Consider the following 25,536-nt stretch of genomic DNA (forward strand, 5'->3'; position numbering starts at 1 on the left):
CCTAGCTTCTAAAGTTAAACTGGGGGGTAATTTGTTTTATCTTGAAATTCATGAGGATTTTTCATCATTAGCATTAGTATCTCAGGCAAAATCTTAGATAAAATATTATTAGCATCTTTTAGTTGCTGTCTATTCTTAGAACTATTCCAAGTTGACCCGCCATGCACGATTTGATTCCTCAAAGTATATAATCGTGAGAAGATAGTATTTAAACCAGATACCATATCACCACTCATGATATTTTCAAGAACTTGAATATTTTTCTTTTTGAAAGAACTTTCCCAGTCATGATTATTGCTATCGTTTATATACTCCCAAAATGGTGCATAAATATATTTATTATTAAGCAAAACTCTTATTGCATTATGATAATCAGAGACAACTATCTTTTGTATTGTACTGTTTACATCAAGTTCTAATATTTTATCTAAAAAGCTTTTATAACTGTGTATCTCCGAGAAACTATCTCCTAGTTTGATTTCTCTTGCATAAGCAGCGTTAAAAGCAATCCAGTATGCTATAAATTGCATATCACTATCATTTTCTAAGTCTTCGGCTCTATATAACCATTTAATAGCTCTATAGGCTCTAAGTGCTAGATGCTCACAAAAAGCACCTCTATTTAGATTATGATATTCAAGGAGTTTATCGGCTTGTTTCATATGAGATATTTGATTGATATTCATTAATTAGATGATACTTAAATAGAGTAATTACTACAAACTTATTTGTTATTTGCAATTTTCATAATGATTTCTTCAACTAAAACTATTTGATCTTGTGATGTTATATACTCTAGATCTCCATCAATAGCATGTATGCTTAATCTTTTCATGTTATCGTATAAGGTATCCTCAATATTATGCAGAAGTGAGAGTAACCTTCTAATAAGGAACTTGTTTTCTAGTTCCATCAGACATAATTCCATTATATGTGGTTTGAATAGATTTTATCAGATATAGTAAAGTTTTACTTTTAAGAGTATTATTCTATAATCTAGATTGAATTTTTATAACAAAACTAGGAATCATATAACTGTGCATGACCTAAATAAGGATTACGATAGTCTCTTAGAGACTCTGAAAGAAATAGAGGCGTCTGATAATGAAGTTGAGACAATAAGTTTAGAAGAGATGCTATTAGAAATAACTTCGGATGATTTAGATGAGGAAATTGATTTTGGCAGACCAGTAGGTAGAGAAATAATATAAATTGAGGTGCTCATAGTATATGTCTTATCGGTTAGTTGAGACTTTCTCGATATAGTATCCAATAATCTTTAGATGCTCTTGTTTGCACTTTTTGCAGGTATAACTAACTATATCCATGGTAGCATCTATTGAAACAACATCGCCACTGCTAATATTTTTTGACACAAAGCATGTAGCTGTATTGCTTAATGTTATGTCAAAATCTGAGGTATTATAGCCTTGATTTTTGGTTGTAACGGTAAGTATTGTTTCATCATTTTCTTTTGATTTTGCTATGTTTTTTACATTTCCGGTTATTATTACTTTAATCATTTGATTTTCCTTATTTTTTATTGTTAATTTATGATAAGAACTAGCTGTTCTCAAAAGACGCAGGACAGCTAGCTTCTTATCTAATTGCTAACAACTACTAATAAAGACAAACCCACTTCAGAGTATTTGATAATGCTCTAAAATAGTGATTTTTCAAAATGACTTATATATTTTTGCTTCTGATAATCAAAGATAGATACTGTTACCAAATAAGGGCGTAAAGCCCCTAGCTTTAGCTATGGGGATATAAGCCCAATCAATATTTATTGATTATATAATACATAATATATATAATCATCATATATTTCATGATTATAATTGTCATAATGCAATATAGGACAAATAATAATATTGTATATTCGTGTAAGTACCATATTATATGGTGTCCAAAATATCGCAGAAAAGTGTTAGTTGGAGCTGTTGAAACAAGATTGAAAGAGCTTGTATATGAGATATCATCAGAACTTAAAGTTGAAGTTATCGAAGTAGAAACAGACAAAGACCATATACATATATTAGTTGAGGTTGATCCTCAATTTGGGGTTAGCAATTATGTTAAAAAATTAAAAGGTAGGACATCTAGAATTTTAAGGGATGAATTTCCACATTTAAGACAAAGATTGCCTACTTTATGGACAAATAGCTATTTTGTTTCAACTGTTGGTGGAGCACCACTATCAGTTGTTAAACAATATATTGAAAATCAACAATTAAGTGAATCTAAGAAGTCTAAAGATAGATGGAATAAGTTTTTGAGCAATGGTAAGAACATATAAATACAAACTATATAACACGAATAAAAATAAGCATTTGCATAGGCTTATTAATATTTCTGGGTGTATTTATAACCATTGTATAGCTTTGCATAAAAGATATTATAGGTTGTATGGTAAATCTTTAAACAAATATCAACTGCAAAAACATATAACCAAACTAAAAAAATTAAGTAGATATAGTTTTTGGAATAATTTAGGCTCACAAGCTATTCAAAACATAACCGAACGAATAGATGAGGGTTATAAAAAGTTCTTTAAGAAACAAGGTGGATTGCCTAGTTTCAAAAAGGTTAAAAAATATAAATCTTTCACATTAAAAGGTCGTGTTGGCTATAAGGTTGAAGATAATAAAATAATCATCAATAAACGTAATTATAAGTTTTGGCTATCACGACCAATTAATGGAGAAATAAAGACTTTAACAATCAAAAGAGACTCTTTGGGAGATTTGTATATTTGTATTTCTTTAGAAATGGAAGAAGAACAAAAAAGCATCACAACAGGTAAAAGTGTGGGTGTTGATTTTGGGCTTAAGAAGTTTCTACAACTATCAGATAACACAGATATAGAATCGCCATTATTTCATTTAAAAAACCTATCTAAGATAAAGCTTTTAAATAGAAATTTATCAAAGAAAAAGAAAGGCTCTAATAATCGTAATATAGCCAAAAAAAGATTGGCAAAGCTTCATATAAAGGTTGCCAATCAAAGGAAAGATTATTTTCATAAGCTATCTAATAGCTTAGCTGATACATATGACAATCTTATAATTGAAGATTTAAATATGAAAGCTATGCAAAGATTATGGGGTAGAAAAGTTAGTGATTTAGGTTTTGCTGAATTTGTAAATATTCTTAGCTATAAGATGAATGTTTATAAAATTGATAGGCACTATCCATCATCCAAAACTTGCTCATCATGTGGCAAAATAAACAACGATATAAATAAAACTCTATCTAGTTTGAAAGATAGACTATTTAATTGCGATTGTGGATTTGAGATTGATAGAGATCTAAATGCTAGTATAAATATTTATAGAGCTGGGGCATCAGCTCTTGGGTTAGGAGATGTAAGACCTACATTGTAAGCAAACTCTGTTTGATTCCAGAATCCCCTGCCTTTAGGCATGGGGAGTATGTCAATTTGAATTTTACTAGCCTTTTCGATAAACTCTTCAATCATTGGCACAGCATCTTCCTCATGATCTCGGATAAGTTTAAATAAATAAGGGCAATTATCTAAAATCTTTTTTTCTATTATATGATAGTCAATTTCGTCATCATTAAAGTAAATATGACTGATATATTTAGTAGTTTCTGGTCCTCTGACTGGATCGTGATATTTGTATTTAAAGATACAAAGCTCCCAACCTTCGTATCTTGGTTTGATAGCCATGCCTACATAGTTAACACCATCAGCTCTATCTATCCTAAATTTGGTATATCCAAGAGCGATGTATTCACTCGCCACTTCAGCAAAATCCTTATCTTTGCACCTATCACCATTTAGTAGCTCTTTGATGATTTGATGACCTTGCTCGCCTTGTTGAGCTAAATCAAAGATAACATCTATATTTTCAGCTATGGTATTTTCAATATCTTCAAAACTATATGTTAGATTGGTATATTCTATATTTGTGACTAACTGCATATCATCGCCAGATTCTATATGATCACTGTCGCTCAAGCAAGCTGATACATCTAAGCGTTTAATCCTTTGATATGGTGACTTCATCGTTAAAATGTTGATATACTTATATCCCTCTATTAGCTCTTTGTTAGCTAATCTAGTGCCATAATCTACGATTCCGTATTTATCTTCTAGTTCAGCCTCTTGCTCATGATACATCTGCATGATTCTATCATCAAATGACTGCTCATCTAAGTGATCATCTTGCTCAGTACTATCTAGTTGGTTATTTAGCTGCTTGTCTAGTTTGTAGTCTTGTGACATTGCTATCTCCCTTTTTTAAGTTGTTTTTTTAATATTAGTTATTAAAAGAAGCTATACCAGTGATATTCTCTCCAGTGGCTAAGCTGATCTTTTGGTACGCATACTACTTCTGTAGTGCTGGTATCTTTTTGATATTTAATCTCTCCATAGCGTTTAACAGCCTTGGTTTTGATAAGCCAATTTGATAGGCGCACAATTGTATCTACTGAATTATTTTTTTCAAAAAACACAGTAGAAGATTGGCTACCAAAATAATACTTAACCGATACACTCTCGATATTACAAGCCATTTGTGTACATTTATATCTTGTGTAATCATTTTCTTTTGGGAACTCTCCGAGAAATGTATAGCCTTTGGCACATTGGATTTTGACCTCATTATCACCTTTAATTATTCTAATGTTGTCTGCTTTTCCGTATGCTCTATCTACATCTACAGAATTGCTAGGGTAAGCAAAAGTTAATGAATCAGCATTTTCAAATTTAGGGTTATTAAAAGCTGACTTTACACCTGTTTTAGCATCTAAGGACATTTCGCTAGGATCATGCTTGTAATAAGCAATCATACTAAAAGTTACAATCAAAACTAAGCATAACTCAATAAAGTATCTTTTGTATTTATTCATTAGTGAGCCCTCAATAATTGATTATCTAATTTTTCATTTTCACGAATAGCTACTACTTTAGGGTCATCGCTATTTTTATATCTATTTTGAGCAACTTCTATGGATTTTGATATCTCTTGATAATCATCATCGCTAAACTGTTGTGAGTAGTCTTTGGGTAAGCTCTCTAGCCAGTTTTCAAATTGATCGATAGTAACTACATCTGTCTGTGGCCTGTTACTTTCTAATATAACTATTTCAGCTTTTGGATTAACAAATACTACAACTGGAGTAATTTTCCATTTATTTACCCTATGCCAACCAAGTATCTTCTTTAGTTGATTAGTAGTCGTAATCACTTGCTTGGATACATTTGACTCATAAGTAGTATCGACTTGGTTGCCATAATTATCATATTTTACTCTAGTCCATTTGTCTTCGTTTGAGCATAAGATTTCACCATTATAGTTTTTGACTTCAACAACAACTAAGCCAATATTTGGTACAAGCACTAGAAAGTCAATTTCTGCAACCCAAGATTGACCATAGAGCATATTACCACTACTCATATATTTACTATTAAGTTTTGTACCTAAGCCATCGAGTGTATCTTGGAATTTTTTCTCGCCTTCTAGCCCAGCAATTTTTATATCTAGCTGGTTGTTGCCTGTATTTGTCTTTTTAGATTTTGCTGGCTGTGTAGAGGTATTTTCATTAAAGTCTTGGAGGTGTAAGAAAACACTTAAGAATGCGACATAGTATATTGCATGCCAAATATAATGAGCAAAAAACACAACACCATTTACAAAACCAAGATCAGAGAGTTGCTCTAAACCTATCCCTGAAAAGATGATTTTGCCAAAGAAAAAAGAAATCACAGATAGAATTAAAGATAGTGGTATCAGTATATATGTAACTAGTTTGATAAATATATAAATATAATATGCTATTACCATGGCTATAAAGCCCGATATAAATAATGCGGGGATACAAATTATGAATATGCCTTTTACAATATAATGATAAATCTTACCAATAATTCTAAAAAATAACCTCTTTGGTTTAAAATCCAAAAATGTAAATCTAAAAGTAGAGTATATCAAAGAAAGAATAACAACTGCGGTTATAAGATACGCACTAATAGTAGCAATAACGGTATTTATAATAGATAAATATCCTGACTTAGCTATATTGCTTGAGAGATTATAATCTACAACTATTTGACTAAAATTATGATGTATATAACTATAATAGAAGTCAAAAACAAAATTTCCGTGCAAGAGCTTTGCTAGATAATCAATAACAGGATAGCTACTTTTATCATAAAAGGCGATAAAAACGCCTAATGTCATCAGCCCAACAAAAAAACTAAATATAGCTACAAAAATTATAGCAAAGACTGAGCCTGCTAAAAACTTAGCAATTAACTCAACAAATAATTGTATATAGTTATTGTTATATTTCTTAGATTCATGAGAGATTTTAGTTCTAATGTTGATCATTTTATAAAACCCTATTGTTGTATCATTCAATTTTAATCATATTTTTTTTGTAATGCTTGATTTCAAATTCTTTATTAAAGTGCTGATCGCCTTGAAAATTAAACTTAGACTTTATATTTATGAGCTACTGCCGTTGAGAAATTATCTACGGAGTTTTCTTCATAGTCTTTTCTAGTCATCATACCAGCTTCAGCGTAATAGAACTTTTCAGCATAATCCCCAGACTCTAATAGCCTTTGTCGATTTTGATATTTCTGCCAATATAAAAATAATGTTTTAGCAATATTACTAGACAATCCATAATCTTTAACCAAGTTAGTATAACTTGAATCAATATAATTATAATAAAAGTTATAGATATAGTCGTTGTGAAAAATATTAAGTAACATATCTAAAAACTGATAACTGTTTTTATCGTAAGTTGCAACAAGAATAGCTATTGCCACTAAGCTAATAAAGTAGCTTGTCAAGCCAATACCTACAACTATGAAAGCAAAATATGAAATATAGCGAGATATTACTTCTATAGTGAATTTGAGATAATGGTTTTGATATTTCCGGTAAAGCTCAGAAATATCATTTCTTATATCCAGCATTGATAATAGTTTTGAGTTAGTCTATTTTACATATAAATAAAAATAACAACTTTAATTTGAAATACAATATTCATTTTTAATAATAAATACAATATTATAACCACTAAATATCAATACGAATACATTTTGATTTAATCATTTATTTAAAAGCCAAACGTTTGATAAGGAGAAATACTATGATGTGGTTTTTGATGTTGTTTAATGGCTTATTAGCAAGTATCGGTACTATGTTAGTAACTGGAATACTTGGATATAATAATGAATATATAGCGCCTATAAGCTTCTTAACTGGTGCTGGCATATCATTTTTGATTGCTAAAATCATGGTATCAAAAGGTGGTGATAAGATACTAGGCTTTATCGCCCCAGCTCGTAAAATGAGCCAAAGGGAGCAGGAGAGAGTCAAGCATATTTTAGCGAGAGTCCAAGAGCAAGCAAATGCTAAAGAGGGTTGGGAGATCAAAAATATCCGTTTATACACTATGGATAGTCCTTTGCTAAATGCTTTTGCTATGGGTAGAGATATACTTGGTCTTACTAGTGGAGCATTAGAGCACCTAGATGATGATGAGCTTGCCGGACTTATTGCTCATGAGATTGGACATTTCTACTATAGAGATAGTGAGCGACAAGCTGTGAATTTTGGTCTGCTATGTTTTGCAGAGGCTATGCTATGGGTCAACGGTCTTGTACTAGCACTTAGACACCTACTGACACCAAACAAAAATGGACATAGTTCAGCTGGCATTATGGGTTTATTTATCATGCCTTTGATACTTTTGGCGATTATGTTTAGACTGCTTGGATCTATAGGTATATGGGTATATAATTTTACTTATCCATTGCTTAACCATAAGCAGGAGTATAGAGCAGACATGTTTGCTTGTAAGGCAGGTTTTGGTGCTGGCCTAGGTTCTGTACTTAGCAAAATCATGAGTTACGAGGAACCACCTAAGGGTCTAACTGCTAAGCTAACTCAAACCCACCCTAATACCGGTGATAGAATAGCTAAGATAGATGATTATCTGCACACAAATGCTGCTTAAAAATTCTTAATTAAAAATTATCTATTATCTACCATTCTCAAAAAAATCATCAGAAACCTCTAATGAATCAAAGACATCATCCCAACTTTGATTTTTTTTACAATCATCTTCGTAAACTTTGATAGCAGGCATCAAATCATCATTTGATTCTACCCTAAGCATTTTTATATCTTCTATATAATCACTAAGCCAAGGATATTTTATAGACATTTTTTGCACGGTAACAACACAAGTAATCGCATTAATCGTACTATCTCCAAAGAAGGTACTACCTTGGTAGCATATAAATCCAGAGTTCTCTAAAAAATCTTTAATTTGTTGATATATATCGGCATATTTATAATGACTATTTGGCTGATTAAGACTATCCGTACTTAAATTAAATGTAATCGCATACATATAAAAGCTCCTATGGGTTTAAAAGTCTACTTTCTCTTTTAAATCCTTTTTATATTCATTAATAGCTGACTCTAAGAGATTATTATTTATAACAGGATAGCCACCATTTTCTACTGATGAAAAGCCAATAGCTTTTTTTATATTTACTATATATTCAGCCAGTGCTTCAGTATCAAGATCTTTAGCGTAATATTTATCAAGGTACTTAGCAAGTAGATCTTTAGCTCTTTGTCCTTTTTTTTCTCTTACTTTTGTATTTCTAAACTCTCGAGATAGCATAAATTTATGCGCATGCTTAAGGTTAGTCATTTCGGATTTTGTCTGTTTTATAAATTCAGGGCAAGTATGTTCCTTAGCAACCCTAATTATTGAAAATTTGCTATATTGTTCTGTAAGAGCATCAAAACCCTTGTCAGAGCTAAAAATATACAACTTCACATCCTTAGGAGAACGCTCGTATTTTGCAAAGTATTTGCCACATTCTGCTGAGAGTATACAGTCTAGACTATTTTTATCACATTTTGTAACTTTGATAACCTCAATATTTGTGCAGACCTCTAAAGCAGGTATAGATACTTTTTCTTGATGAGATCCAGCAAACAACTTTATCAAGTCGAATTTAGCCTTCAAAACTATTTCTAAGTTATGGAAATTCTCATAATCAACCAAAGCTATTTTTTTGAGTGTGTTTTTTGTTTTTGTACTCTTTTTAAAAAAATTAAACATTGAGATATTTAGTCATTATATATTTATTAATTATTGTATTACACTATTTTAAAGTCAAATGTAATTTTTATGATTTTGTTATAGAAATAGCTACTATCTCTATGTAAACTAAATTAAATTTAATCAAGTAACTCTTAGTGCCAATGTGGAAGACAGCAATAGATGATCAATTAGATAAGCAAATAGACAATGAAATCAAAACAGTAGACCTAATCGAACAACTGACTAATGATTTAGATTGGTATGCCAATAGTAGTATAGAAAATCTGCAAAATGATTTCCACGTACTAAAAAATAAAACTAATCAACTAAGCTTAAACATTGAAGAAAAAACAGCACGTAAAAATTCATTAGAATCGAGCATAACTGATGTATCAAAAAATATAAAATCAATGTTTAACCCTAAAAATTGGTTTAGTGCAGAACAAAAAAGTTATAAAAAACAAAGAAGCGAATTTAATGCCCAATTAGCTACTACTATAGCTAGTATGGCTGAGCTTAATGAAAAACTTAAGAATACTAGAACAGAATACAAAGAAGCTGAAACAAATATCAAAAAGTACGAGAAATTTGATATCAAAGCTACACAATCAAGCTTAAATCATAATAAGTCTAAGTTAGAAAAAATAACAGCATCAATAGAAGATCTAAAAAAACGCAAAGCTCATGTTAACAGGTTAATACAACCAAAATTAAAAATACTCGAAGAAAATACTACTCTCCTTAATAATCATAAAATAAGACTAAATGATGCTCAAAAGTATCAGCGAAGACTTGATAATGCTACTACTGGTAAAGATAGAGCAATAGCGCATAATGATTGCGAAAGAGCTCTAGGATATAGCAACCCAAAAAAAATCATCAATGATGAAACTCGTAACATAAATAGACTACAAAGAGATATTGATAAAATCAAAACTAAGCTAGATGATATATCTGCTAAGCTTGCTCGCCCTGTCAAAAAACTTATCATAGATGGTAACAATCTTTGTTATGAAAAAGGTCGTGACAAATCAAATTTCATAGGTTTGAAAGCTCTAATACCTCTAACAAAAGAGTTAGCTAAATCTTACGATGTGACGGTGATATTTGATTCGCAGATTAGAAAAATCCTCAAAGCAGGAGACAAAGAGATAGCTCAACAATTTGATAAAGCTGTTAAAGTGCATCCAGTAGCATCAAAACAGTTAGCTGATGAAACAATAGTTCGCACAGCTTCTGATGATAAAACTACTTATATAATCAGTAACGACAGATATGCAGACTATGCAGATCTAGCAGCAGTCAAAATGAATAAGCTAATCAAACATGAGATCATTAATAATAAGATAATAATAAACGACTTACTGTTAGAAGTTGATTATTGAAAAAATAGCTTATTGAGAGCTAACAAAATATGAGTAAAGACAAATTAATAAATATTGCTAAGAATATCAAAGATAAAGATATAAACTTTGATGATATACCTAAACTGACAAATGAAAACATTAATAAAGCTGTTCCACTATATCAGGCACCAGAAATACTTGAGCTACTGAAAAATTCAAAGAAAAAAATAAAATAAAGATCATCACTAAGGCTATATCTAAAGCTAAACCATAGTATAGTTAATCCGAATTAGTCATGTAAAATAAGACCCGTCATTCCCGCGGAAGCGGGAATCTCCTAGCCCAAATAAAAAGATCATACACCTATTTCATACAACAACTATTTCACTGAGCTACAAGAAATACTCGGATTGACTATATATTCGATTTCCAACGATTACCACAGCTGTATTTACATGGGCAGGTTTTGCAGTTGGTGGAGCACTAGATAAAGCTACATCTACGGCAAGAGGCGGCTCATCTCAAGTGTCTAAAGGATTTAAAAGTGGTTTTAGAATGGCATCATCAGGTCTTTATACAGCAAGTAAAATGTTATGATTAAATATTACTACCAAGGCTCACTATCGTGGATTCTTCTGTACTCTTCATTTCTTAAATACTTATTATATGCATTTAATGCATTTCTTCTTTTATCTCTAGGAGATCTAATAAAAAGAGTCAAAAAAATAATTCCTATTACAAAAGGAATTAAAATCCCCGCACTTTCAAGAGAATCAATCCCTATTCTAACAATGATAACAATAAAGACTGTACACATTAATAAACATATAACAGATAGTTTTTTATAGAGAGATCTCATATGCGTAAAATAATAAAATTAATACTGCTTTTAATATAACAATATTTTTAATATTTTGCATGGGTAAACTGGCTTGAGTCACATATTAAACATTTTCTAGATACCAACTACTTTCTATTTGAGAGTCGTAATTATTTTTTACTATAAAAAGATTTCATCAAGATTTCTTCTTTCTTGTGTGGGTTTTTACTAACCTCTCTAAAACATTCAATTGTTTCATTATTAGGTTCAGCACCATTGAGCCAAGAGATAGCCATGGTTTCTATACATGACTCATTGATATCTGTTAAATCTATGTTTTTTTCTTTACACCATTCTATAAAATTCATGGTATTTACCTGATAAACGACATACATACATTATACACCAAAGCATATTATTAAAGTATTGCCACACAACTTCTTATAATAATAAAAAACTAAAATATATTATTGATTGATAAACTAAGTTTCATCAGATACAATTCGTTTTGTAGGTTATCGACTAGATAATGGATCTGGGTTTTAGCTACCTAGAGAGTAATGTAAATAAAGCTACACAAATAGGTAAATATATTTGCCGACTAGATAGTGGATCTGGGTTTTAGCTACCTAGAGAGTAATATAAATAAAGCTACTAATAGGTAATCTACAAAACATATATGAAACATAATTCGTCAATATTTTGATAAGGTAAAGTTGTCTAAATTTTGACTCAGAACTGATAATCATTATTACGTTTTATTGCATCTCTAAGTCTGTTTCTTTTGACTTTTCGTGGCTTTATTCCTAGAACAAATTTACGAAAAGAGATAAGTGCAAAGATACCAATAAATATGAGTGCACTATCATCTTGACTTGTGAAAAAATACCAAATACAAACCATGCTTAGCCACACTATTGACCAACATGCTAGCTTAACTTGAAGAGTCATGTGTACTTAATTTTTAGTAGTGATTATATTTTAGTATAACACTCTTATAACTATTCTTTTATAAGAATAATCCTCTATATAATAATACCGTACGGTAATGAATAGTAAATTATCACAAGCTGTGATAAAGTTTCTTACCGATGAGGAATGAATATGCATCAAAATATATTTGATATGACGGACACTTAGTTTTTTAGCTTTTGGATTAATATATCACCGTCTTTTGAAGATAAATATATCCTAGAGTATTGGTTGACCCTATCCTTACAATCATACCCCTTAACCCTATCGCTAAACTGTACATAGTCTCCACAAATATAACTTTTATCATTATGAGATATTTTGTAATTCTCTCCTTTGTGAGGAATAAACAATACCAATAACGCGATACATGCCGCAAGAACAAAAATTAAACTTGCGTACTTATTTAACATCATAACTTCCTACCTTTAAGTGGTTTAGCCGAACTCTATTTTTTCATTGATATAGGCATAAAAATTTCATATAATCTTAAGTGAGGACTTAAGGGTTAACAGCGTTCTCCTTATGCTGAATGATGAGGTCCTCACCTTCAAACTATTGCAACTACGTATTTTTTTAAATAGTTTAGATAGCTTTTTATATAGTTATTTATATTTCTTGAGCAATAATAAATTCTAACTGCTCTTGAATAAGTTCATCATCATTTTTTTCAACAATATTAATTATTTTACTAATACTCTTGTTAGCTATTCTTTTCAAATCTATATTAGCTTCTTTAGCTTTTTTAATATCCATTTCAAATAATAGCTTTTGATCTGTTCCATCATTTTTGTAATCTTCTGGTCTTCTTACCCTTAGTACTCTTAATGTTTCTTTTTCCTTATAAGTAATTTTATTAATTAGGATATAGTTCCTTTTATCTTCTCTTTCGCCCTTTAGCCTTCTTATGAAAAAATTATCAATATTATCATTTACCGCATTTTTTAATATTTCATCTTCATTTGACTTTTTGTTGTTTAGTATTTCTGATATTTGTTTATATCCAGAAGTACCTTCTTCTGCTAGTTTATAAAACACATCTAAATTTTCGTTAATAAGGCTTTTTAATTCTTCGAAGCTATTATATTTATTGGTAAATTGTATTGCAGTCAACATATAATGATCATCAGCATCTGGTTCAGTATATTCTTCTCTAATATGAGCGTGTATATGTAATTCTTTTAGATTCGCAAATACGCTATCTACTATAGCCAAACTTATATACTTATATCCTTGTTTAACTTCTTTTTCTGTTTCTCTTCTTTCAAATTCAACTATGCCGTAATCTTCCATTATTTTTCCTCACCCTCAGTATATTAAGCTTGTGCTAATTTTAGAAATTCATATTAACAGCACATAACTATGGCAATTATAAATTTTCAGCAATTAGTTGTTCAATTTTTTCAAATTGTTGATTTTGAACATATTTATATATTTTATCAATATTTTTACTTATAATTTCTTTAAGAGATACTCCTATTTCATTTGCTCTATACAATTTATATTCGTATATTTTTTTGTTATCATCCTCACTATATATTTCTCTATGTTTTCTTCTAACTATTGTTAATTTGTCATATTTGTTCAATTCACTTAATTGTATACATACATCATCCATTCCAAATTTATCTTTATCTAATTTTCTAACAGCTAATAGATTAAGACTTTTTTTGATTTGCTTATCTACAATTTGATTATTCATTTGTATATTTCCAACTAAGATTTTTTCAAATAAATCCAATTTTTGCTCGCCTATTAATTTAAATAGATAATCTTTCTCATCTTTTATAAACTGTATAGTTTCATCAAATGATTTATCTTTGTTAGTTATATAGATTTCTTTAAGTAAAACATGATCTTGATCTTCATCCTTTTCATTATCTTCATCTAAACATTCTTTTGCAAATATTGCTATTTTTTTTAAATTTTTGAATATACTATCAGCAAGAGCTATCTCGGCATATTCAAATCCCTCTACTTTGTTATCTAGTTTCTGTTCTACTAGCATTTTCACTTTTATTTCTTTTTCCATTTTTTTCCTTATTTATTTATTTCAGCTAATTTTAGAAACTCATCTATTATTTTAAATCCTAGTTCACCATTTTCAGCTAGTTCAAATAGACGATCTTTATCTTGGATAATCATGGCTTCTTTATCATCAAAGCTTTTATGTATATTCGTATATTTATTTCTAGAAACAATTTTTATTTTTGTTAAGTCACCATCAAAGTCTTCAACAGTTCCATATACCACTAATTCTTTTACATTTGGGAATAGTGTTGTTTGTATATTTATCTTAATGTGATCTAATTCATCTTTTGAGTTTATAACTTTTTTAATTCCTAAAAATTTCCATTTTTTAAACTCATCCATCATTTCTTTATTCACATTCTATTTATCTTCTCTATTTTTAGTTATTTGATATCCCTCTTCTTCAAGAATAGTTTTAGCATACTGTATAGCTCTACTACTCTCTTCTTCATTTAGTTCATATTCAGATATATCAAAAGTGTGTGTAGTAGAGTTGTATTCATTTTTCGTATTAGATATAAAGCCAACTTCTTTTACAATAACACTAGTTCTAGATCTTTTTTTATTAGTATCATCATCTTGCCAAGTACTAGTTTTGTTGTAGCCCTTTATATTGATTACAGTTCCTTTCGTTGCAAATTTATCTATAAGCTCCGCTTTGTTTTGATAAGCAATACAATGAACCCACTCTATAGTTTTATGAATATGACAAGCAACACTAAAATTTAGAAATTGCTTACCATTTTTTGACTCTAGCTTACCAATCCAACCAATACGCCCCTGCAAACTAGTTTCTAAAAAATGACCTGAGAATAAATCAATCATATACACCCTTTCTTAACTAAATATAATCAATCTAACCGGTATTAATAAAATTTACCAGTACTACCTTTAGATAAATTAATACAAAAACTTGACTATTCATCATTCTACCAATAATATATATTGTATTACAATATTAATACTTAAAAAATGGAATTTATTAAATCAGAAAAAAACTTACTAAAATGGTACTTTGATAAAGATGAAAAGCTAATTGATTGTGGTATGATGACTATAAAGCTCTCTTCAAAAGAAACTTCTCAACTTGAAAAGTACTTAAACAATGAGCCTGTAGCTAATACTACTCGACTAAACTTTGATGATGATTTTTTTTACTACAAAAATAGAAAGGTTAATATACTTTTTCATAAAAGTAGACAATTAAGTAAAGCACAGCAATTAAAAATGGTTTTAGAATTACTTGAAGATTATAGTAACCAGCTAGTCCCAAATTCTGATAGTAATAAAGATATAATTAACCGTGTTAAGGAACTTAAAGCTCTTCATAGAATTAAGTTCAGCGAAGACTATTCTGCTGGGGAGTGTTATACAGTATTTATTCGCAATAACATTACCAGAAAAGCATTTGAAGAATATACTAAACACTTCTCTGAATCCACTAAAGCTGAGCAATATTTTAAACAACTTGATAGAGATAAATGCTTACATAATTTAGATATCACGATAATGCTTAGAGATAATAATACTGGTAGAATATGTAAAAGAGGTAACATGATAAATTATCCTAAACTGGTGTCATAAATGAAAACAAAAAGTTTTTTAGAGAAATCTAAAAATATAAGAAAAAAACTCAGACAAAATCTCAAAAATAAAATAATAAAAGCATATTTTGACTATGGCAGGCTATTTGCGACAAATCATTATGTAACTCCTGATTCTAGTTGGGTAGATATATCTTTTTTAAGCAAGGATAAGATAAAAATATATTCATGTGCTATTGGTAATGCAGTAGTAGCGATAGAAGAAAGAGCTGGGCAGTTAGCACATAATGAAGCTGATAAAATAGTTCCTTATAATCCTCAATTAGAAGATCCTACTTTTAAACACTATGTTGATAATGGTGAAAGTTATTACAAAATGGAGCTAAGTGATAAAAAATATCCTGAATTTGACAATAACACTAGATCTGAGTGGATTTCTAAAAGAACTGAAGAGCTAACCAATGAAGTATCAGTTTATGAAAAAACAGAACTCAAAACTAATTACAGATTTAGCATTGGTTTACATGCAACTCTAAATACTGAATGTTTAGATACTGATAGGATTAATAGTTTTATTATTGATTTCATAAGAAATGGTGAAAAAGAATATTTTGGTAAAGATTCTATAGATTTAAACGTTGCACTTAAGCCTACCCCACCACCTCCAAAGCCAGAAAACATATCTGATTATCAATATTATAAACAGCTTGAATCAACAGCCACACAAACTGTACCAGATGATATTTTAAAAATTCTTGGGCTTAGTAATGCTAAGTACAGCCTTCAGCAACAGTATACACAAGCCAACGAAGAAATAGATTTTGGTTTGAGTGAAGTGTTTGACTTTAGTTTTGATACTGTTTTATAATTTTCTACAGATAGTTTATTTATAAAATTTTTGGTATTGTATTACTATATATTTATATGTAATATTAGATTCGTATTCACAAAAAACTACGGAGTAAAATAATGAAAAAAATATATAAAATCGCAGTAGCATCAGTTTTAGCATTACCAGTAGTAGCAAGTGCAGCTATGACAAATGATGAAATGTTAAACTATTCATCAGAACAGCTAAAAAATGCTCCAGTAAATGAACTAAAACTAGATGAATTAACAGCAAGAGGAAATGGATATGAGGGATATAGCTGGGATGTAGAATATAATGGTAAAGAATATAAATGTATAAAACCAGGATTTGCAGGTTTCTGGGTAATTGGAGGAGGATGTCATAGAGTCACATACTTAAAACAATAAACCTCAAACGGTTATAAATAAACATCTTCAGGATATCATAACTACCTCTCTCAACTTTCAAATAATCAATCATCAAAACATTTGAAAGGCTCTTTCCAATTAACTGTGTAAATTCTTAATTAAGATGCTAGATTATTTCTAGCAAAATATTAAGGATAAAAACAATGTCTAAAAATAAGAAATCAGAAGATATTTACTCAATGCTAGCAGACCAGATACTAGATTCTGGAGTTGATGTTAACCAGATGTTTGAGAAAGATGGTTTACTCAAGCAACTGACAAAAAGGTTATTGGAAAAAGCATTAGATACAGAGATGAATAGTCATCTTGGCTACTCAAAGCATCAACGAAGCAATTCTTCAAATGCTAGAAATGGCTATAGCAATAAAAGCCTATCTACAGATAGTGGCAATATAGATATATTAGTACCTAGAGATAGAGAAAGTGAATTTGAGCCACAAATAGTTCCTAAAAGAGTAACAAAAATAAATGGCTTAGATCAAAAAATCATATCTCTGTATGCTAAAGGCATGAGTACTACAGATATCCAACAGCAACTATTTGAGCTGTATGAGACAGAGATAAGTACAAGCTTTATAAGTGATGTTACAGAAGCTATTATAGATGATGTTAGAGCATGGCAGAATAGAGCCTTAGAGTCTGTTTACCCTATAGTATTTTTTGACTGCATAGTCGTTAAAGTCAGAGAAGATAAGCGTATTATTAACAAGGCAGTATATGTTGCACTAAGTATATCTTTGACAGGTCACAAAGATGTATTAGGTCTTTGGATAAGTCAAAATGAAGGTTCTAAGTATTGGCTAGGAGTTTTTACTGAATTAAAGAATAGAGGCTTAGAGGATATATTTATAGCATGTACAGATAATTTAAAGGGTATGTCTGATGCTATACAAGCTGTATACCCTCAAACAAAACATCAGCTTTGTATTGTTCACCAAATTAGAAACTCTTTAAAATATGTGCCTTACAAAGATAAAAAAGAAGTGGCAAGAGAGCTAAAGAAAATATATGATGCTGAAACCATTGATATAGCTGAATCTGAGCTTGAAAACTTTGCAAGCAAGTATGATGCTAAATACCCATTAATTTCAAAATCTTGGCTAAATAACTGGGATAATCTGACTGTATTCTTGCAATACCCTCCAAAAATTCGTAAAGTAATTTATACTACTAATGCGATAGAGTCGCTTAATAGTCAGTTTAGGAAAGTTATTAAAAATAAAAAAGTATTTCCTAAAGATGACTCTGTGTTCAAATCTTTATATTTGACTATAGATTATTTGACTAAAAAATGGTCTATGCCTGTGAGATATTGGAGTGAGGCTATGCCTTATTTCGCTATAGAATTTGAAGATAGAATTCAGAGATTTATGTAAGTGAATTTACACACTTATTTGGAAAGGCTCGATATTTCTTACATTCCTTCAATCATCAAAACATTTGAAAATATACAATAGATTTAAAGATCTCTCAAATCATGTCTATAATCTGACATTTAGTACCCTTAAAGGTTTCCTAGCATAAAAAAATTTGAGTCTAATGGTTATTTTTCTTTAGTTTCTTTCTTTTGATTATCAATAACTCTAGTATTTCAGGGGCTTCATATAGTGGGATAGATTTTTTGATATCTTCATTAGTTAGCTCTGGGATATCATCAAAGTTAATATCTTCATCTTTGATATTTTCAGCAATGTTTATTAATTTTTCTCTACTCATTTTTAGCTCTGATTTTGTTTTTCAGTGAATCTTGTCCTACCCACAATACCTGATACGAGATCAATTAAATCTATGCCCAATCTTCAATATCAGAGAAGCCTTCTTTTAAGTATTTACACACAAATGGATAGGCTACTGCATTACCTGAGCCAATAATATCTACATCTAACATCTTGACCAGAAAGTCCAGTAGTTTTGAAGAATCGTTATAACAAATCAACTGCTTAAAATTAGCTCGATTAATCAACTCAAACTTCTTATTTCCAGATGGATTTGCTCCAACTTTATAAATAAGACTATTACCTCGCTCAATAGTTTGGTAATAGAAATAATGAATATCAAAGCCTTCGCGATACAGCTCACGATATTTTTCTTTAGTTTTACTCTCAAAATATACAAACTTATCTTCAAGTGCCGATACAATACCATCATAGATATCTTTACAACCCTTTGATTTAGCGATCCCTTTCAAGACCATATTATAAAAGATTTTTTTACTCTCTATACCTTCTAAGTCGTCTACATTTTTTAAATTTATTAACAATTTTGAGTAGAAGTCCTCACTAGTGATATATTTATCTAAATCATAACCATCCTCGGAGGTTGGAAGACAGTGAAACTCTCTAATAAAGGCAAAAACAGCTCTAAATTGATCGGTTACATCACTTCTTTTTAAGATAATATCAATTAAAGAATCTATAAGATACCCTTCTGCAAATTCGTTTTTTTCATGCTTTTGAACCAAATCTGAATAACCATCTATTTGATTTATGGCTGAAACATTACTATCTATCAATAAGTTAATATTATCCTGATATTCAAAAATATACTTAACCCCTTCTCTCTTTAAATTGGTCACTTCTTCCAACTCAAATTTATCGCACTCACCATCCAAATACTCTAGAGTTGCATCTGGATATATTTTCATGACCTTTAAGTCTTCATAATCTTTTTTACCATGTATAGCATATACCGTTAGAGTATCTTTCAAACCTAAGTCCAGATAGTTAAATCGAGTTATTTTACGATTCCAGATATCATACCTTAATAAAGCCTCTCTCATAGTAGTTGCCATAGCTGGTTTGTTATCAATATTTTCTATATAGATATGTTTTCTAGCTTCACTTGAATTTAAATTAAATTTTTTATAGCCACTTTCGGTATTAGTACAATCTTCTTCAGGATAAATAATGATAATATTTGGCTTACCCTTTACTACTTCATTAGACCTAACTAAAGGTAAAGAATATGATATTAAGTCATCAATATTTTCATCTGTTTTATTAATTAAATAAACCACAGCTTCTTTACTAGTAAAATTCTCGAAAAACTTTGCTGTTGATTGCCTTGGCTTAATATCCAATTGATATGTAAATTTAACCTCTTGATTGAGAGTCATATAATCTTTAAGATATCTATCAATATATAGATAAATTCGACCATACATAGCAGAACGAGTTTTTTTATATTCACTCTTATCAAAACTTATTTTATTAAAGCTTGTACGACTTAATTTGCTGTATTTTAAACTTTTTGTACCATAAGCAACATAGTAGTTAGTATCTTCTGGTTTTGCAATTCTCAAAGCTTTCTGTAAAGTTGAATATACTACCCTTGGTTGAGTAATAAACTTATCCTTATCCTTTGATAGATATTTATTAAGTAGATTAATATTATTAAACTGTTTTTCTCCTAGTTCAAAAACCATCTGAGAAAAATCGCTTCTTTTATCTTTATTCTCTTTAATTATTTCTCCATCAAGTGAGCTTTCTTTAAAGTAAGCGTGAAACACTTGTAGTGATTCAGGGAGTTCTTTTCCAATTTTTTTCAACTTATAGTGATTAGTAAGATATAAGCCACCCGCTGCATTCATCGCAAATTCTTGCTCTTCTATGTATTTTGGTAAGCTATTTAGTAACAAATTTGCTAAATATGGCTTTGTATAAGGATAGTCATCAAAGCTAGCCTTGGAGACCTCTGTACAAACATACAAATCAGTATTAACATCCCTTAAAAAAGGCTCTGAACAACCTTTTATTAGCACCCAAAGATTACCTTTTGGACCTTTGAAGCAAGATTGAACATTTTCAAAACCAAAGACAGTATCTGCATCTAGATAGCCAATATAACCCTTGCCTTTGCGTCTAGATAGTGTAAATATTTTGAAATCTTTATAAATATTATCTAAAGATATATCAATATTGAAAATGTTTGTAGCTGTTTTAGGTATTTTAGTCTCTAATTTAGCCATTATCCCTCAATCTCCTTTGCTAGTTTTGATAGTATTCCTTGTGTTAATTTGCCATCTTTGCTTATTACCCATGAATAAATACAAACATCTGTACCATTAGGTAGTTTATACCTGTGTATTTGTTGTAATTGTTCTTGAGTTTTGGTTTCTAGAATATTAATAAATATAAATTTACGGGCATTTAATTTATTTGCCTTATCGATTAACTTTGGCTTCAAATTATCGCTAAGTGCTTCCTTGCTCGGTTTGACAAGCTTAGCATCAACATAAATATCAGTACCCTTAACTTTATAGTCCATACCTTCAAAATTCTCAACATCTAGTTGCTCAAGTTCGACACCAACAGTCGAGAGCAAAAGCTCTACTATTACTTCTCCTAACGCGCCTTTATATATATTATTAAATATAATTGGCGATAAAATATATCTGGCTTGACAATCTATATCAGTAGCATAACCATTTTTTTCAAAATATTGTCTGATTAATGGTATTTTCATCAGCTTAGCAAGCCCTACTGCTTTAGCTGATATTTCAATACCTCCAGATTCAACTAGATGAACTTTGGAGTAATCTGTTTCTTCAACATATCTAATAGCTCCTGTATTTTGATCTTTATATGTATCTAAAATTTTATGTGTATCTAGATACAACTCAGATAAATCACTAATCCCTTCAAAGTTATTTACTGATGGGTTTTTTAGAGCTTTTATCCTAAGATCATGCCATTGATCACAAGACTCCTTTTTTCGATTATAGTTGATACTACTAAGAAAAGCATCAACCAACGATTTAGATTTGCGACTTATTCTCGTCACATGATTATTCATTTTTTTCAAGCTATCTAGAAGTTGATCTTTTGCTGGTATACTTTGAACGTCATCAAGTAAAGTTGCAAACTCCCTTGTTAATACAAAGTTTTCTCTTTCATAACTTGCTAAAACCTTGGCTATCCCTGGAGAATAAAAAATCCTTGTAACAGCTCTCTTATTATCAGTACGACAAATTCTTCCAACGGCTTGAATCACTTTTGCAACTGCTTTGTTATTAACCGCTTTTAAATCCTTATATCCATTTATCTTTAGGGGAATGTTTCTCTGTAACAATTTAATTATTTTTGTATACTCATCTCCTGATATTTCATCGTTTTCATAAAGATATGTATACATATACAAAGCAGCAATTAATTTTTGATTTGCTGAAGACTCCTCATGATCATGTTTATATGATAATAAATGATTAATATCATCAAGATATAGTGCATCTATATCAACTTTTTTACCAATTAATTTACCTTGTTCTAACAAGCCAATATCATAGTGAAGATTTACACCAGCTGATGCTGAATCATAAGCGGTAAATATAATAAGTTTTTTCTGTAGATCAGATCTTGAATATATATATCTTAAACGCTCTTCTATTAAGCTACTATGCTCTACATTTTGTGAAAAAGCTTTGGCATTAATTTTTATAAAATTATCTTTTTGCAAACCATATTGTTGTAAAGACTTGATCATTATTTGCTCATTTAGTTTTTTACTATCACTAAGTCCTTTATTAAAAAAAGCCAGTGCAACGACCATATCTGACTGAGCAAACTCCTTTATAAACCCAAAGCAGCGTTTAGTTCGTTGAGCATCATAGTCATCCAGATCAATATCATCAAGAAGACCGAATTCATCTATCGCTTGTATAGGTGTAACCTGTATATTGTTTTTAGTATTCTTAAATCTTTCTTGATATTGTTTTGCCAGCTCATCTTTTGTTGCTGAATCTACATTTATGTATTTACTATCGAGTGCATGACGAAGATACCCCATATCAAAATTCACCATTGGATTATAAATTTCTGCTGTTGCAGAAACACAAAAAACCAAATTGTTTTGAGCTATATTCTCAAGCACTCTCTCTTTTGTTAGATAGCATTTATGAGTATGTATATTTACTACGTTTCTAATGTTAGCAACCTCACATGTTGTGATATCTAAACCATATTTATAAAAATTAAAAGTCTTAGACCTACGTAAAAGTTGAGTTTTAAAATATGCTAAGTTAGTATAAGCATTTTGAACATATTTTTTGAGACAAGAAGAATCTGTGTTTAGAAAAGCATCTAAAAACACCTTTAATTCCTCCTCAGGGGAGCCTACCTCATCTATATTACTATCATCTATATTACTATCATCTATATTACTATCATCTATATATGTATTAGCAAAATTGTAGGCAGTAGGTAGAAATAACTTGTCTATAAAGTTCAGCGTAGTTTCTACTAAGTCTGATATCTTATAGTCATACTTGTTATTCTTATCATTATAAATATAGTTCTGTAATTTATTATCAATCTTCTTGATAAATAAATCATTAGAAGCTACATACATAGCATTAAGATACTTAAATAATGTGATTTTATCTGTATTCCAGTTATCACCCTTCGTATAGTAAGTATTAGAAGCCCCAAATGCATCAATAATACCACTTTCAAAAACTCTGATTAAATTGTTACAATAATCTGTTAATCCCTTCTTTTCAATATCATCTAAGAAATCACTAGCTAGCTTTTTTAGATTAATCTCTATTCTCTTAATCGAGTTTAGTAGATCAATATTAATCATATTATCAAATAGTGACTTCTGGATCTCATCAGCAACAATATCTGACTCATCAAAAAAAACTATAGCCTTTTTATCCCTAGCTATATGTTCCCATCCTGTTTTAGATGATTTATATAAATAATTAAGTGGAAGCATCATTTTTTTAGTTGTCATGAGTATAAGTCGCTTTTTATCTAGCTCTATCTCAGGAAATATTTTTGCAATATACTTACCTTCAAGACTTGTCTTAAGCCATGTTTCAAACTTTTTACGAAAAGATGTCTTTGATGGATTAACCTCTTTTAGAAAATAGTCAGTTATACTATTTTTAATCTCAAAGATAGCCTTTGACACATAGTCATTACCATCAACACTCAAAATATCTAAAGTAACTTTTTCTAAGACATCTTTATTTTTTATTTTTATTTTTGGTAAGTATTTACTAAACCATAAGTACAAATCATCTTGTTCGTCTAATAAATTTTTTAAAATATTAGATCGAGATTTTAAATATAATGTTGCAGTTTTATCAGCTATCTTGTCATATACACTTTCTATATTTACATGCTGGTTAGTTATAAAATAGATATTTCTCTTACATTTTTTAGAAGCTAGTAACACATTCATTCTTTCGATAATATGATGTGTTTTCCCATATCCTGTAGGCAGACCAAGAATTATTAGCCCACTATCATGATCAGATATGCTAGTTTTAAGAAACTTTTCCACTGTATTATTTAATTGTATATTTTGTATTACAATATAAAGTATTCTATTTACTGTAAGATTTCAACATTATATTTAATTTTTATGTAAAATATTGAAACTAATTTTATAAACAAGAAAATAATGAAGAATATATCTGACAGATATCTTTTTATAGTATTCTCTAGAGAGAAACTAGAATCTACAAATACGCACGAATACTTAGTAAAAGCAAAAATATTAAAACTGGAATACAACTACTGCTACTTTTTTAAGAAAAGAGTAGAAGCAAATAGGATAATTGAAAACAACTCTCAGCACAAAACACATATAGACAATTTCTCTTCTTTAGGTCGTAGACTAAATCTAAATGAAATTATAAATCTTTATAACAACTCTAAAGATTCTATACTAAAACAACAAATAGATGAGCTAATAGAAGCTCGAGATATAGTGATACGAACCCAAGAGAAACTAAAATTGAAAAGTGTTGATTTTGCTAAGGTATTCTCTGCAAGACCTAGTGATGTAAACATATGGCGAAATATGATAACAAAGCCAGACTCTTTCAAGCTAGAGACAATGAAATATATCTTAGAAAATAAAGATTATCAAAATGACCCATATATTAAACATCTAATATCTAAAGCTCATAACTATTATATCGTTTATATAACTAATCTTGAATCAAATAAAACTATAGATTTGTATACAAAGAAATTTGATAATAAAATTGATGCTCTTGAGTACTTCCAAAAACTAAAAAAAGATGGCCAATTTATAGGACTAAACCTCAAGATCAGTGTTGTAAGTTATTTTAATGAAATCGTTGATAGCGCATTTACATCTAAAAAGTCTAATAAGATTTAGCTTCTGGCTTTTTGCTTGAGATACTCTTTTGGAGAACCATGAAAAATAACCCTGCCATTTTTCTCAATTTTCAAATCTCCTTTGCCAAAAAACATAAATATTATAGAAACTGCCAATACTATAGCAATAATTAACACTGAAATTAATAATGCAAAAACTGTAAATGTAATCGCAGTAGCTGTCACTAAAACTGTAGCTACTAGTATTGCTATCAAAATTAAACCACTAATCAAAAGTCTTAATGCAGCTCGCATATCTAAATCCTTTTATTTAAAAAATATGAAATAAGATTACATCAACAAAT

Annotated in this window: 31 protein-coding genes; 11 read left to right on the plus strand and 20 right to left on the minus strand. The window is 29.8% G+C overall.

Annotation, left to right across the window (positions count from 1 at the left end; genetic code table 11):
* Window positions 1–14 precede the first annotated feature (14 nt).
* Entirely contained in the window at window positions 15–686 is a 672-nt protein-coding gene (locus IMS64_RS09585) for a HEPN domain-containing protein (RefSeq protein WP_211491150.1), read from the minus strand.
* Between the two features lie 38 nt (window positions 687–724).
* Entirely contained in the window at window positions 725–913 is a 189-nt protein-coding gene (locus IMS64_RS09590; protein ID WP_211491151.1) for a hypothetical protein, read from the minus strand.
* A gap of 124 nt (window positions 914–1,037) precedes the next feature.
* On the opposite strand from IMS64_RS09590, the gene IMS64_RS09595 reads away from it, so the two are divergent.
* The gene (locus tag IMS64_RS09595) at window positions 1,038–1,211 is read left to right on the plus strand and encodes a hypothetical protein (RefSeq protein WP_211491152.1); all 174 of its coding nucleotides are present in this window, start codon (window positions 1,038–1,040) and stop codon (window positions 1,209–1,211) included.
* A 24-nt stretch (window positions 1,212–1,235) separates the two neighbouring features.
* On the opposite strand, the gene IMS64_RS09600 is transcribed toward IMS64_RS09595, so the two are convergent.
* Window positions 1,236–1,523 carry a hypothetical protein gene (locus tag IMS64_RS09600; RefSeq protein WP_211491153.1) on the minus strand — a complete coding sequence of 96 codons (288 nt, stop codon included), beginning with the start codon at window positions 1,521–1,523 and terminating at the stop codon, window positions 1,236–1,238.
* 326 nt (window positions 1,524–1,849) lie between these two features.
* Between IMS64_RS09600 and tnpA the strand changes: the two genes are divergently transcribed.
* Both tnpA and IMS64_RS09610 read left to right on the plus strand, forming a co-directional pair.
* Window positions 1,850–2,299 carry an IS200/IS605 family transposase gene (gene tnpA / locus IMS64_RS09605; protein ID WP_430886731.1) on the plus strand — a complete coding sequence of 150 codons (450 nt, stop codon included), beginning with the start codon at window positions 1,850–1,852 and terminating at the stop codon, window positions 2,297–2,299.
* On the plus strand, window positions 2,283–3,386 hold the full coding sequence (locus tag IMS64_RS09610; protein ID WP_211491155.1) for an RNA-guided endonuclease InsQ/TnpB family protein: 1,104 nt from the start codon (window positions 2,283–2,285) through the stop codon (window positions 3,384–3,386). Before tnpA ends, IMS64_RS09610 begins: the two co-directional genes overlap by 17 nt.
* On the opposite strand, the gene IMS64_RS09615 is transcribed toward IMS64_RS09610, so the two are convergent.
* The 4 genes from IMS64_RS09615 to IMS64_RS09630 form a co-directional block, all read right to left on the minus strand.
* Window positions 3,332–4,252, minus strand: a complete 921-nt coding sequence (locus IMS64_RS09615) for a hypothetical protein (RefSeq protein WP_211491156.1) — start codon at window positions 4,250–4,252, stop codon at window positions 3,332–3,334. The genes IMS64_RS09610 and IMS64_RS09615 overlap by 55 nt on opposite strands.
* Window positions 4,253–4,293: 41 nt before the next feature.
* Window positions 4,294–4,878 carry a hypothetical protein gene (locus IMS64_RS09620; protein ID WP_211491157.1) on the minus strand — a complete coding sequence of 195 codons (585 nt, stop codon included), beginning with the start codon at window positions 4,876–4,878 and terminating at the stop codon, window positions 4,294–4,296.
* Window positions 4,878–6,359 (minus strand): nuclease-related domain-containing protein, encoded by a 1,482-nt coding sequence (locus IMS64_RS09625; protein WP_211491158.1) that lies wholly within the window; start codon window positions 6,357–6,359, stop codon window positions 4,878–4,880. Before IMS64_RS09625 ends, IMS64_RS09620 begins: the two co-directional genes overlap by 1 nt.
* Window positions 6,360–6,463: 104 nt before the next feature.
* Complete coding sequence (locus IMS64_RS09630; protein WP_211491159.1) at window positions 6,464–6,955, minus strand: hypothetical protein; 492 nt, start codon at window positions 6,953–6,955, stop codon at window positions 6,464–6,466.
* Window positions 6,956–7,131: 176 nt separating this feature from the next.
* On the opposite strand from IMS64_RS09630, the gene IMS64_RS09635 reads away from it, so the two are divergent.
* The gene (locus IMS64_RS09635) at window positions 7,132–8,001 is read left to right on the plus strand and encodes a M48 family metalloprotease (protein WP_211491160.1); all 870 of its coding nucleotides are present in this window, start codon (window positions 7,132–7,134) and stop codon (window positions 7,999–8,001) included.
* Window positions 8,002–8,025: 24 nt separating this feature from the next.
* On the opposite strand, the gene IMS64_RS09640 is transcribed toward IMS64_RS09635, so the two are convergent.
* The gene (locus tag IMS64_RS09640; protein WP_211491161.1) at window positions 8,026–8,400 is read right to left on the minus strand and encodes a hypothetical protein; all 375 of its coding nucleotides are present in this window, start codon (window positions 8,398–8,400) and stop codon (window positions 8,026–8,028) included.
* Window positions 8,401–8,418: 18 nt separating this feature from the next.
* A complete protein-coding gene (locus IMS64_RS09645) occupies window positions 8,419–9,126 on the minus strand; it encodes a PIN domain-containing protein (protein WP_211491162.1) in 708 nt (235 codons plus the stop codon).
* A 143-nt stretch (window positions 9,127–9,269) separates the two neighbouring features.
* Here IMS64_RS09645 and IMS64_RS09650 point away from each other — a divergent pair, with 143 nt between their 5' ends.
* A complete protein-coding gene (locus tag IMS64_RS09650) occupies window positions 9,270–10,493 on the plus strand; it encodes an NYN domain-containing protein (protein WP_211491163.1) in 1,224 nt (407 codons plus the stop codon).
* Window positions 10,494–10,522: 29 nt separating this feature from the next.
* Window positions 10,523–10,690: a hypothetical protein gene (locus IMS64_RS09655; RefSeq protein ID WP_211491164.1), complete on the plus strand. Its 168-nt coding sequence runs from the start codon at window positions 10,523–10,525 to the stop codon at window positions 10,688–10,690.
* Window positions 10,691–11,061: 371 nt separating this feature from the next.
* Here IMS64_RS09655 and IMS64_RS09660 read toward each other — a convergent pair whose 3' ends face one another.
* The 7 genes from IMS64_RS09660 to IMS64_RS09690 all read right to left on the minus strand — a co-directional run bounded on the left by IMS64_RS09660 (window position 11,062) and on the right by IMS64_RS09690 (window position 15,102).
* Window positions 11,062–11,271: a hypothetical protein gene (locus IMS64_RS09660; protein WP_211491112.1), complete on the minus strand. Its 210-nt coding sequence runs from the start codon at window positions 11,269–11,271 to the stop codon at window positions 11,062–11,064.
* A gap of 173 nt (window positions 11,272–11,444) precedes the next feature.
* Entirely contained in the window at window positions 11,445–11,669 is a 225-nt protein-coding gene (locus tag IMS64_RS09665; protein WP_211491113.1) for a hypothetical protein, read from the minus strand.
* Window positions 11,670–12,410: 741 nt separating this feature from the next.
* Window positions 12,411–12,659: a hypothetical protein gene (locus IMS64_RS09670; RefSeq protein WP_211491114.1), complete on the minus strand. Its 249-nt coding sequence runs from the start codon at window positions 12,657–12,659 to the stop codon at window positions 12,411–12,413.
* Window positions 12,660–12,855: 196 nt separating this feature from the next.
* Window positions 12,856–13,539, minus strand: coding sequence for a hypothetical protein (locus IMS64_RS09675; protein WP_211491115.1), 684 nt, complete (start codon window positions 13,537–13,539; stop codon window positions 12,856–12,858).
* Window positions 13,540–13,615: 76 nt separating this feature from the next.
* Window positions 13,616–14,278 (minus strand): hypothetical protein, encoded by a 663-nt coding sequence (locus IMS64_RS09680; protein ID WP_211491116.1) that lies wholly within the window; start codon window positions 14,276–14,278, stop codon window positions 13,616–13,618.
* A gap of 8 nt (window positions 14,279–14,286) precedes the next feature.
* Window positions 14,287–14,634, minus strand: coding sequence for a hypothetical protein (locus IMS64_RS09685; protein ID WP_211491117.1), 348 nt, complete (start codon window positions 14,632–14,634; stop codon window positions 14,287–14,289).
* Between the two features lie 3 nt (window positions 14,635–14,637).
* Window positions 14,638–15,102 (minus strand): single-stranded DNA-binding protein, encoded by a 465-nt coding sequence (locus IMS64_RS09690; RefSeq protein ID WP_211491118.1) that lies wholly within the window; start codon window positions 15,100–15,102, stop codon window positions 14,638–14,640.
* A gap of 147 nt (window positions 15,103–15,249) precedes the next feature.
* Between IMS64_RS09690 and IMS64_RS09695 the strand changes: the two genes are divergently transcribed.
* The 4 genes from IMS64_RS09695 to IMS64_RS09710 all read left to right on the plus strand — a co-directional run bounded on the left by IMS64_RS09695 (window position 15,250) and on the right by IMS64_RS09710 (window position 18,475).
* Window positions 15,250–15,861, plus strand: a complete 612-nt coding sequence (locus tag IMS64_RS09695; RefSeq protein WP_211491119.1) for a hypothetical protein — start codon at window positions 15,250–15,252, stop codon at window positions 15,859–15,861.
* Window positions 15,862–16,689, plus strand: coding sequence for a hypothetical protein (locus tag IMS64_RS09700; RefSeq protein WP_211491120.1), 828 nt, complete (start codon window positions 15,862–15,864; stop codon window positions 16,687–16,689).
* 101 nt (window positions 16,690–16,790) lie between these two features.
* Window positions 16,791–17,078: a hypothetical protein gene (locus IMS64_RS09705; RefSeq protein ID WP_211491121.1), complete on the plus strand. Its 288-nt coding sequence runs from the start codon at window positions 16,791–16,793 to the stop codon at window positions 17,076–17,078.
* Window positions 17,079–17,278: 200 nt separating this feature from the next.
* Entirely contained in the window at window positions 17,279–18,475 is a 1,197-nt protein-coding gene (locus IMS64_RS09710) for an IS256 family transposase (protein ID WP_430886732.1), read from the plus strand.
* 160 nt (window positions 18,476–18,635) lie between these two features.
* Here IMS64_RS09710 and IMS64_RS09715 read toward each other — a convergent pair whose 3' ends face one another.
* From IMS64_RS09715 to IMS64_RS09725, 3 genes are all read right to left on the minus strand, one after another.
* Window positions 18,636–18,815: a hypothetical protein gene (locus IMS64_RS09715; RefSeq protein WP_211491123.1), complete on the minus strand. Its 180-nt coding sequence runs from the start codon at window positions 18,813–18,815 to the stop codon at window positions 18,636–18,638.
* Between the two features lie 70 nt (window positions 18,816–18,885).
* Entirely contained in the window at window positions 18,886–21,066 is a 2,181-nt protein-coding gene (locus IMS64_RS09720) for a hypothetical protein (protein ID WP_211491124.1), read from the minus strand.
* Window positions 21,066–24,386, minus strand: a complete 3,321-nt coding sequence (locus tag IMS64_RS09725; protein ID WP_211491125.1) for a hypothetical protein — start codon at window positions 24,384–24,386, stop codon at window positions 21,066–21,068. The genes IMS64_RS09720 and IMS64_RS09725 overlap by 1 nt, the downstream gene beginning before the upstream one ends.
* 120 nt (window positions 24,387–24,506) lie before the next feature.
* Here IMS64_RS09725 and IMS64_RS09730 point away from each other — a divergent pair, with 120 nt between their 5' ends.
* A complete protein-coding gene (locus IMS64_RS09730; protein ID WP_211491126.1) occupies window positions 24,507–25,232 on the plus strand; it encodes a hypothetical protein in 726 nt (241 codons plus the stop codon).
* Here IMS64_RS09730 and IMS64_RS09735 read toward each other — a convergent pair.
* Window positions 25,229–25,486, minus strand: coding sequence for a hypothetical protein (locus IMS64_RS09735; protein ID WP_211491127.1), 258 nt, complete (start codon window positions 25,484–25,486; stop codon window positions 25,229–25,231). The two genes, IMS64_RS09730 and IMS64_RS09735, sit on opposite strands and share 4 nt — an antisense overlap.
* Between the last annotated feature and the right edge of the window lie 50 nt (window positions 25,487–25,536).

It is taken from the genome of Francisella philomiragia (genome assembly GCF_018135955.1).
In the GTDB taxonomy this organism is placed as follows: domain Bacteria; phylum Pseudomonadota; class Gammaproteobacteria; order Francisellales; family Francisellaceae; genus Francisella; species Francisella philomiragia.

Excerpts from the sequence above, each read along its gene's own strand:
- IMS64_RS09585 (WP_211491150.1), bottom strand. The coding sequence starts at position 686 with ATGAATATCAATCAAATATCTCATATGAAACAAGCCGATAAACTCCTT.
- IMS64_RS09590 (WP_211491151.1), bottom strand. The coding sequence starts at position 913 with ATGGAACTAGAAAACAAGTTCCTTATTAGAAGGTTACTCTCACTTCTG.
- IMS64_RS09600 (WP_211491153.1), bottom strand. The coding sequence starts at position 1,523 with ATGATTAAAGTAATAATAACCGGAAATGTAAAAAACATAGCAAAATCA.
- tnpA (WP_430886731.1), top strand. The coding sequence starts at position 1,850 with ATGCAATATAGGACAAATAATAATATTGTATATTCGTGTAAGTACCAT.
- IMS64_RS09610 (WP_211491155.1), top strand. The coding sequence starts at position 2,283 with ATGGTAAGAACATATAAATACAAACTATATAACACGAATAAAAATAAG.
- IMS64_RS09615 (WP_211491156.1), bottom strand. The coding sequence starts at position 4,252 with ATGTCACAAGACTACAAACTAGACAAGCAGCTAAATAACCAACTAGAT.
- IMS64_RS09620 (WP_211491157.1), bottom strand. The coding sequence starts at position 4,878 with ATGAATAAATACAAAAGATACTTTATTGAGTTATGCTTAGTTTTGATT.
- IMS64_RS09625 (WP_211491158.1), bottom strand. The coding sequence starts at position 6,359 with ATGATCAACATTAGAACTAAAATCTCTCATGAATCTAAGAAATATAAC.
- IMS64_RS09630 (WP_211491159.1), bottom strand. The coding sequence starts at position 6,955 with ATGCTGGATATAAGAAATGATATTTCTGAGCTTTACCGGAAATATCAA.
- IMS64_RS09635 (WP_211491160.1), top strand. The coding sequence starts at position 7,132 with ATGATGTGGTTTTTGATGTTGTTTAATGGCTTATTAGCAAGTATCGGT.
- IMS64_RS09640 (WP_211491161.1), bottom strand. The coding sequence starts at position 8,400 with ATGTATGCGATTACATTTAATTTAAGTACGGATAGTCTTAATCAGCCA.
- IMS64_RS09645 (WP_211491162.1), bottom strand. The coding sequence starts at position 9,126 with ATGTTTAATTTTTTTAAAAAGAGTACAAAAACAAAAAACACACTCAAA.
- IMS64_RS09650 (WP_211491163.1), top strand. The coding sequence starts at position 9,270 with ATGTGGAAGACAGCAATAGATGATCAATTAGATAAGCAAATAGACAAT.
- IMS64_RS09655 (WP_211491164.1), top strand. The coding sequence starts at position 10,523 with ATGAGTAAAGACAAATTAATAAATATTGCTAAGAATATCAAAGATAAA.
- IMS64_RS09660 (WP_211491112.1), bottom strand. The coding sequence starts at position 11,271 with ATGTGTACAGTCTTTATTGTTATCATTGTTAGAATAGGGATTGATTCT.
- IMS64_RS09665 (WP_211491113.1), bottom strand. The coding sequence starts at position 11,669 with ATGTATGTCGTTTATCAGGTAAATACCATGAATTTTATAGAATGGTGT.
- IMS64_RS09670 (WP_211491114.1), bottom strand. The coding sequence starts at position 12,659 with ATGTTAAATAAGTACGCAAGTTTAATTTTTGTTCTTGCGGCATGTATC.
- IMS64_RS09675 (WP_211491115.1), bottom strand. The coding sequence starts at position 13,539 with ATGGAAGATTACGGCATAGTTGAATTTGAAAGAAGAGAAACAGAAAAA.
- IMS64_RS09680 (WP_211491116.1), bottom strand. The coding sequence starts at position 14,278 with ATGGAAAAAGAAATAAAAGTGAAAATGCTAGTAGAACAGAAACTAGAT.
- IMS64_RS09690 (WP_211491118.1), bottom strand. The coding sequence starts at position 15,102 with ATGATTGATTTATTCTCAGGTCATTTTTTAGAAACTAGTTTGCAGGGG.
- IMS64_RS09695 (WP_211491119.1), top strand. The coding sequence starts at position 15,250 with ATGGAATTTATTAAATCAGAAAAAAACTTACTAAAATGGTACTTTGAT.
- IMS64_RS09700 (WP_211491120.1), top strand. The coding sequence starts at position 15,862 with ATGAAAACAAAAAGTTTTTTAGAGAAATCTAAAAATATAAGAAAAAAA.
- IMS64_RS09705 (WP_211491121.1), top strand. The coding sequence starts at position 16,791 with ATGAAAAAAATATATAAAATCGCAGTAGCATCAGTTTTAGCATTACCA.
- IMS64_RS09710 (WP_430886732.1), top strand. The coding sequence starts at position 17,279 with ATGCTAGCAGACCAGATACTAGATTCTGGAGTTGATGTTAACCAGATG.
- IMS64_RS09715 (WP_211491123.1), bottom strand. The coding sequence starts at position 18,815 with ATGAGTAGAGAAAAATTAATAAACATTGCTGAAAATATCAAAGATGAA.
- IMS64_RS09720 (WP_211491124.1), bottom strand. The coding sequence starts at position 21,066 with ATGGCTAAATTAGAGACTAAAATACCTAAAACAGCTACAAACATTTTC.
- IMS64_RS09730 (WP_211491126.1), top strand. The coding sequence starts at position 24,507 with ATGAAGAATATATCTGACAGATATCTTTTTATAGTATTCTCTAGAGAG.
- IMS64_RS09735 (WP_211491127.1), bottom strand. The coding sequence starts at position 25,486 with ATGCGAGCTGCATTAAGACTTTTGATTAGTGGTTTAATTTTGATAGCA.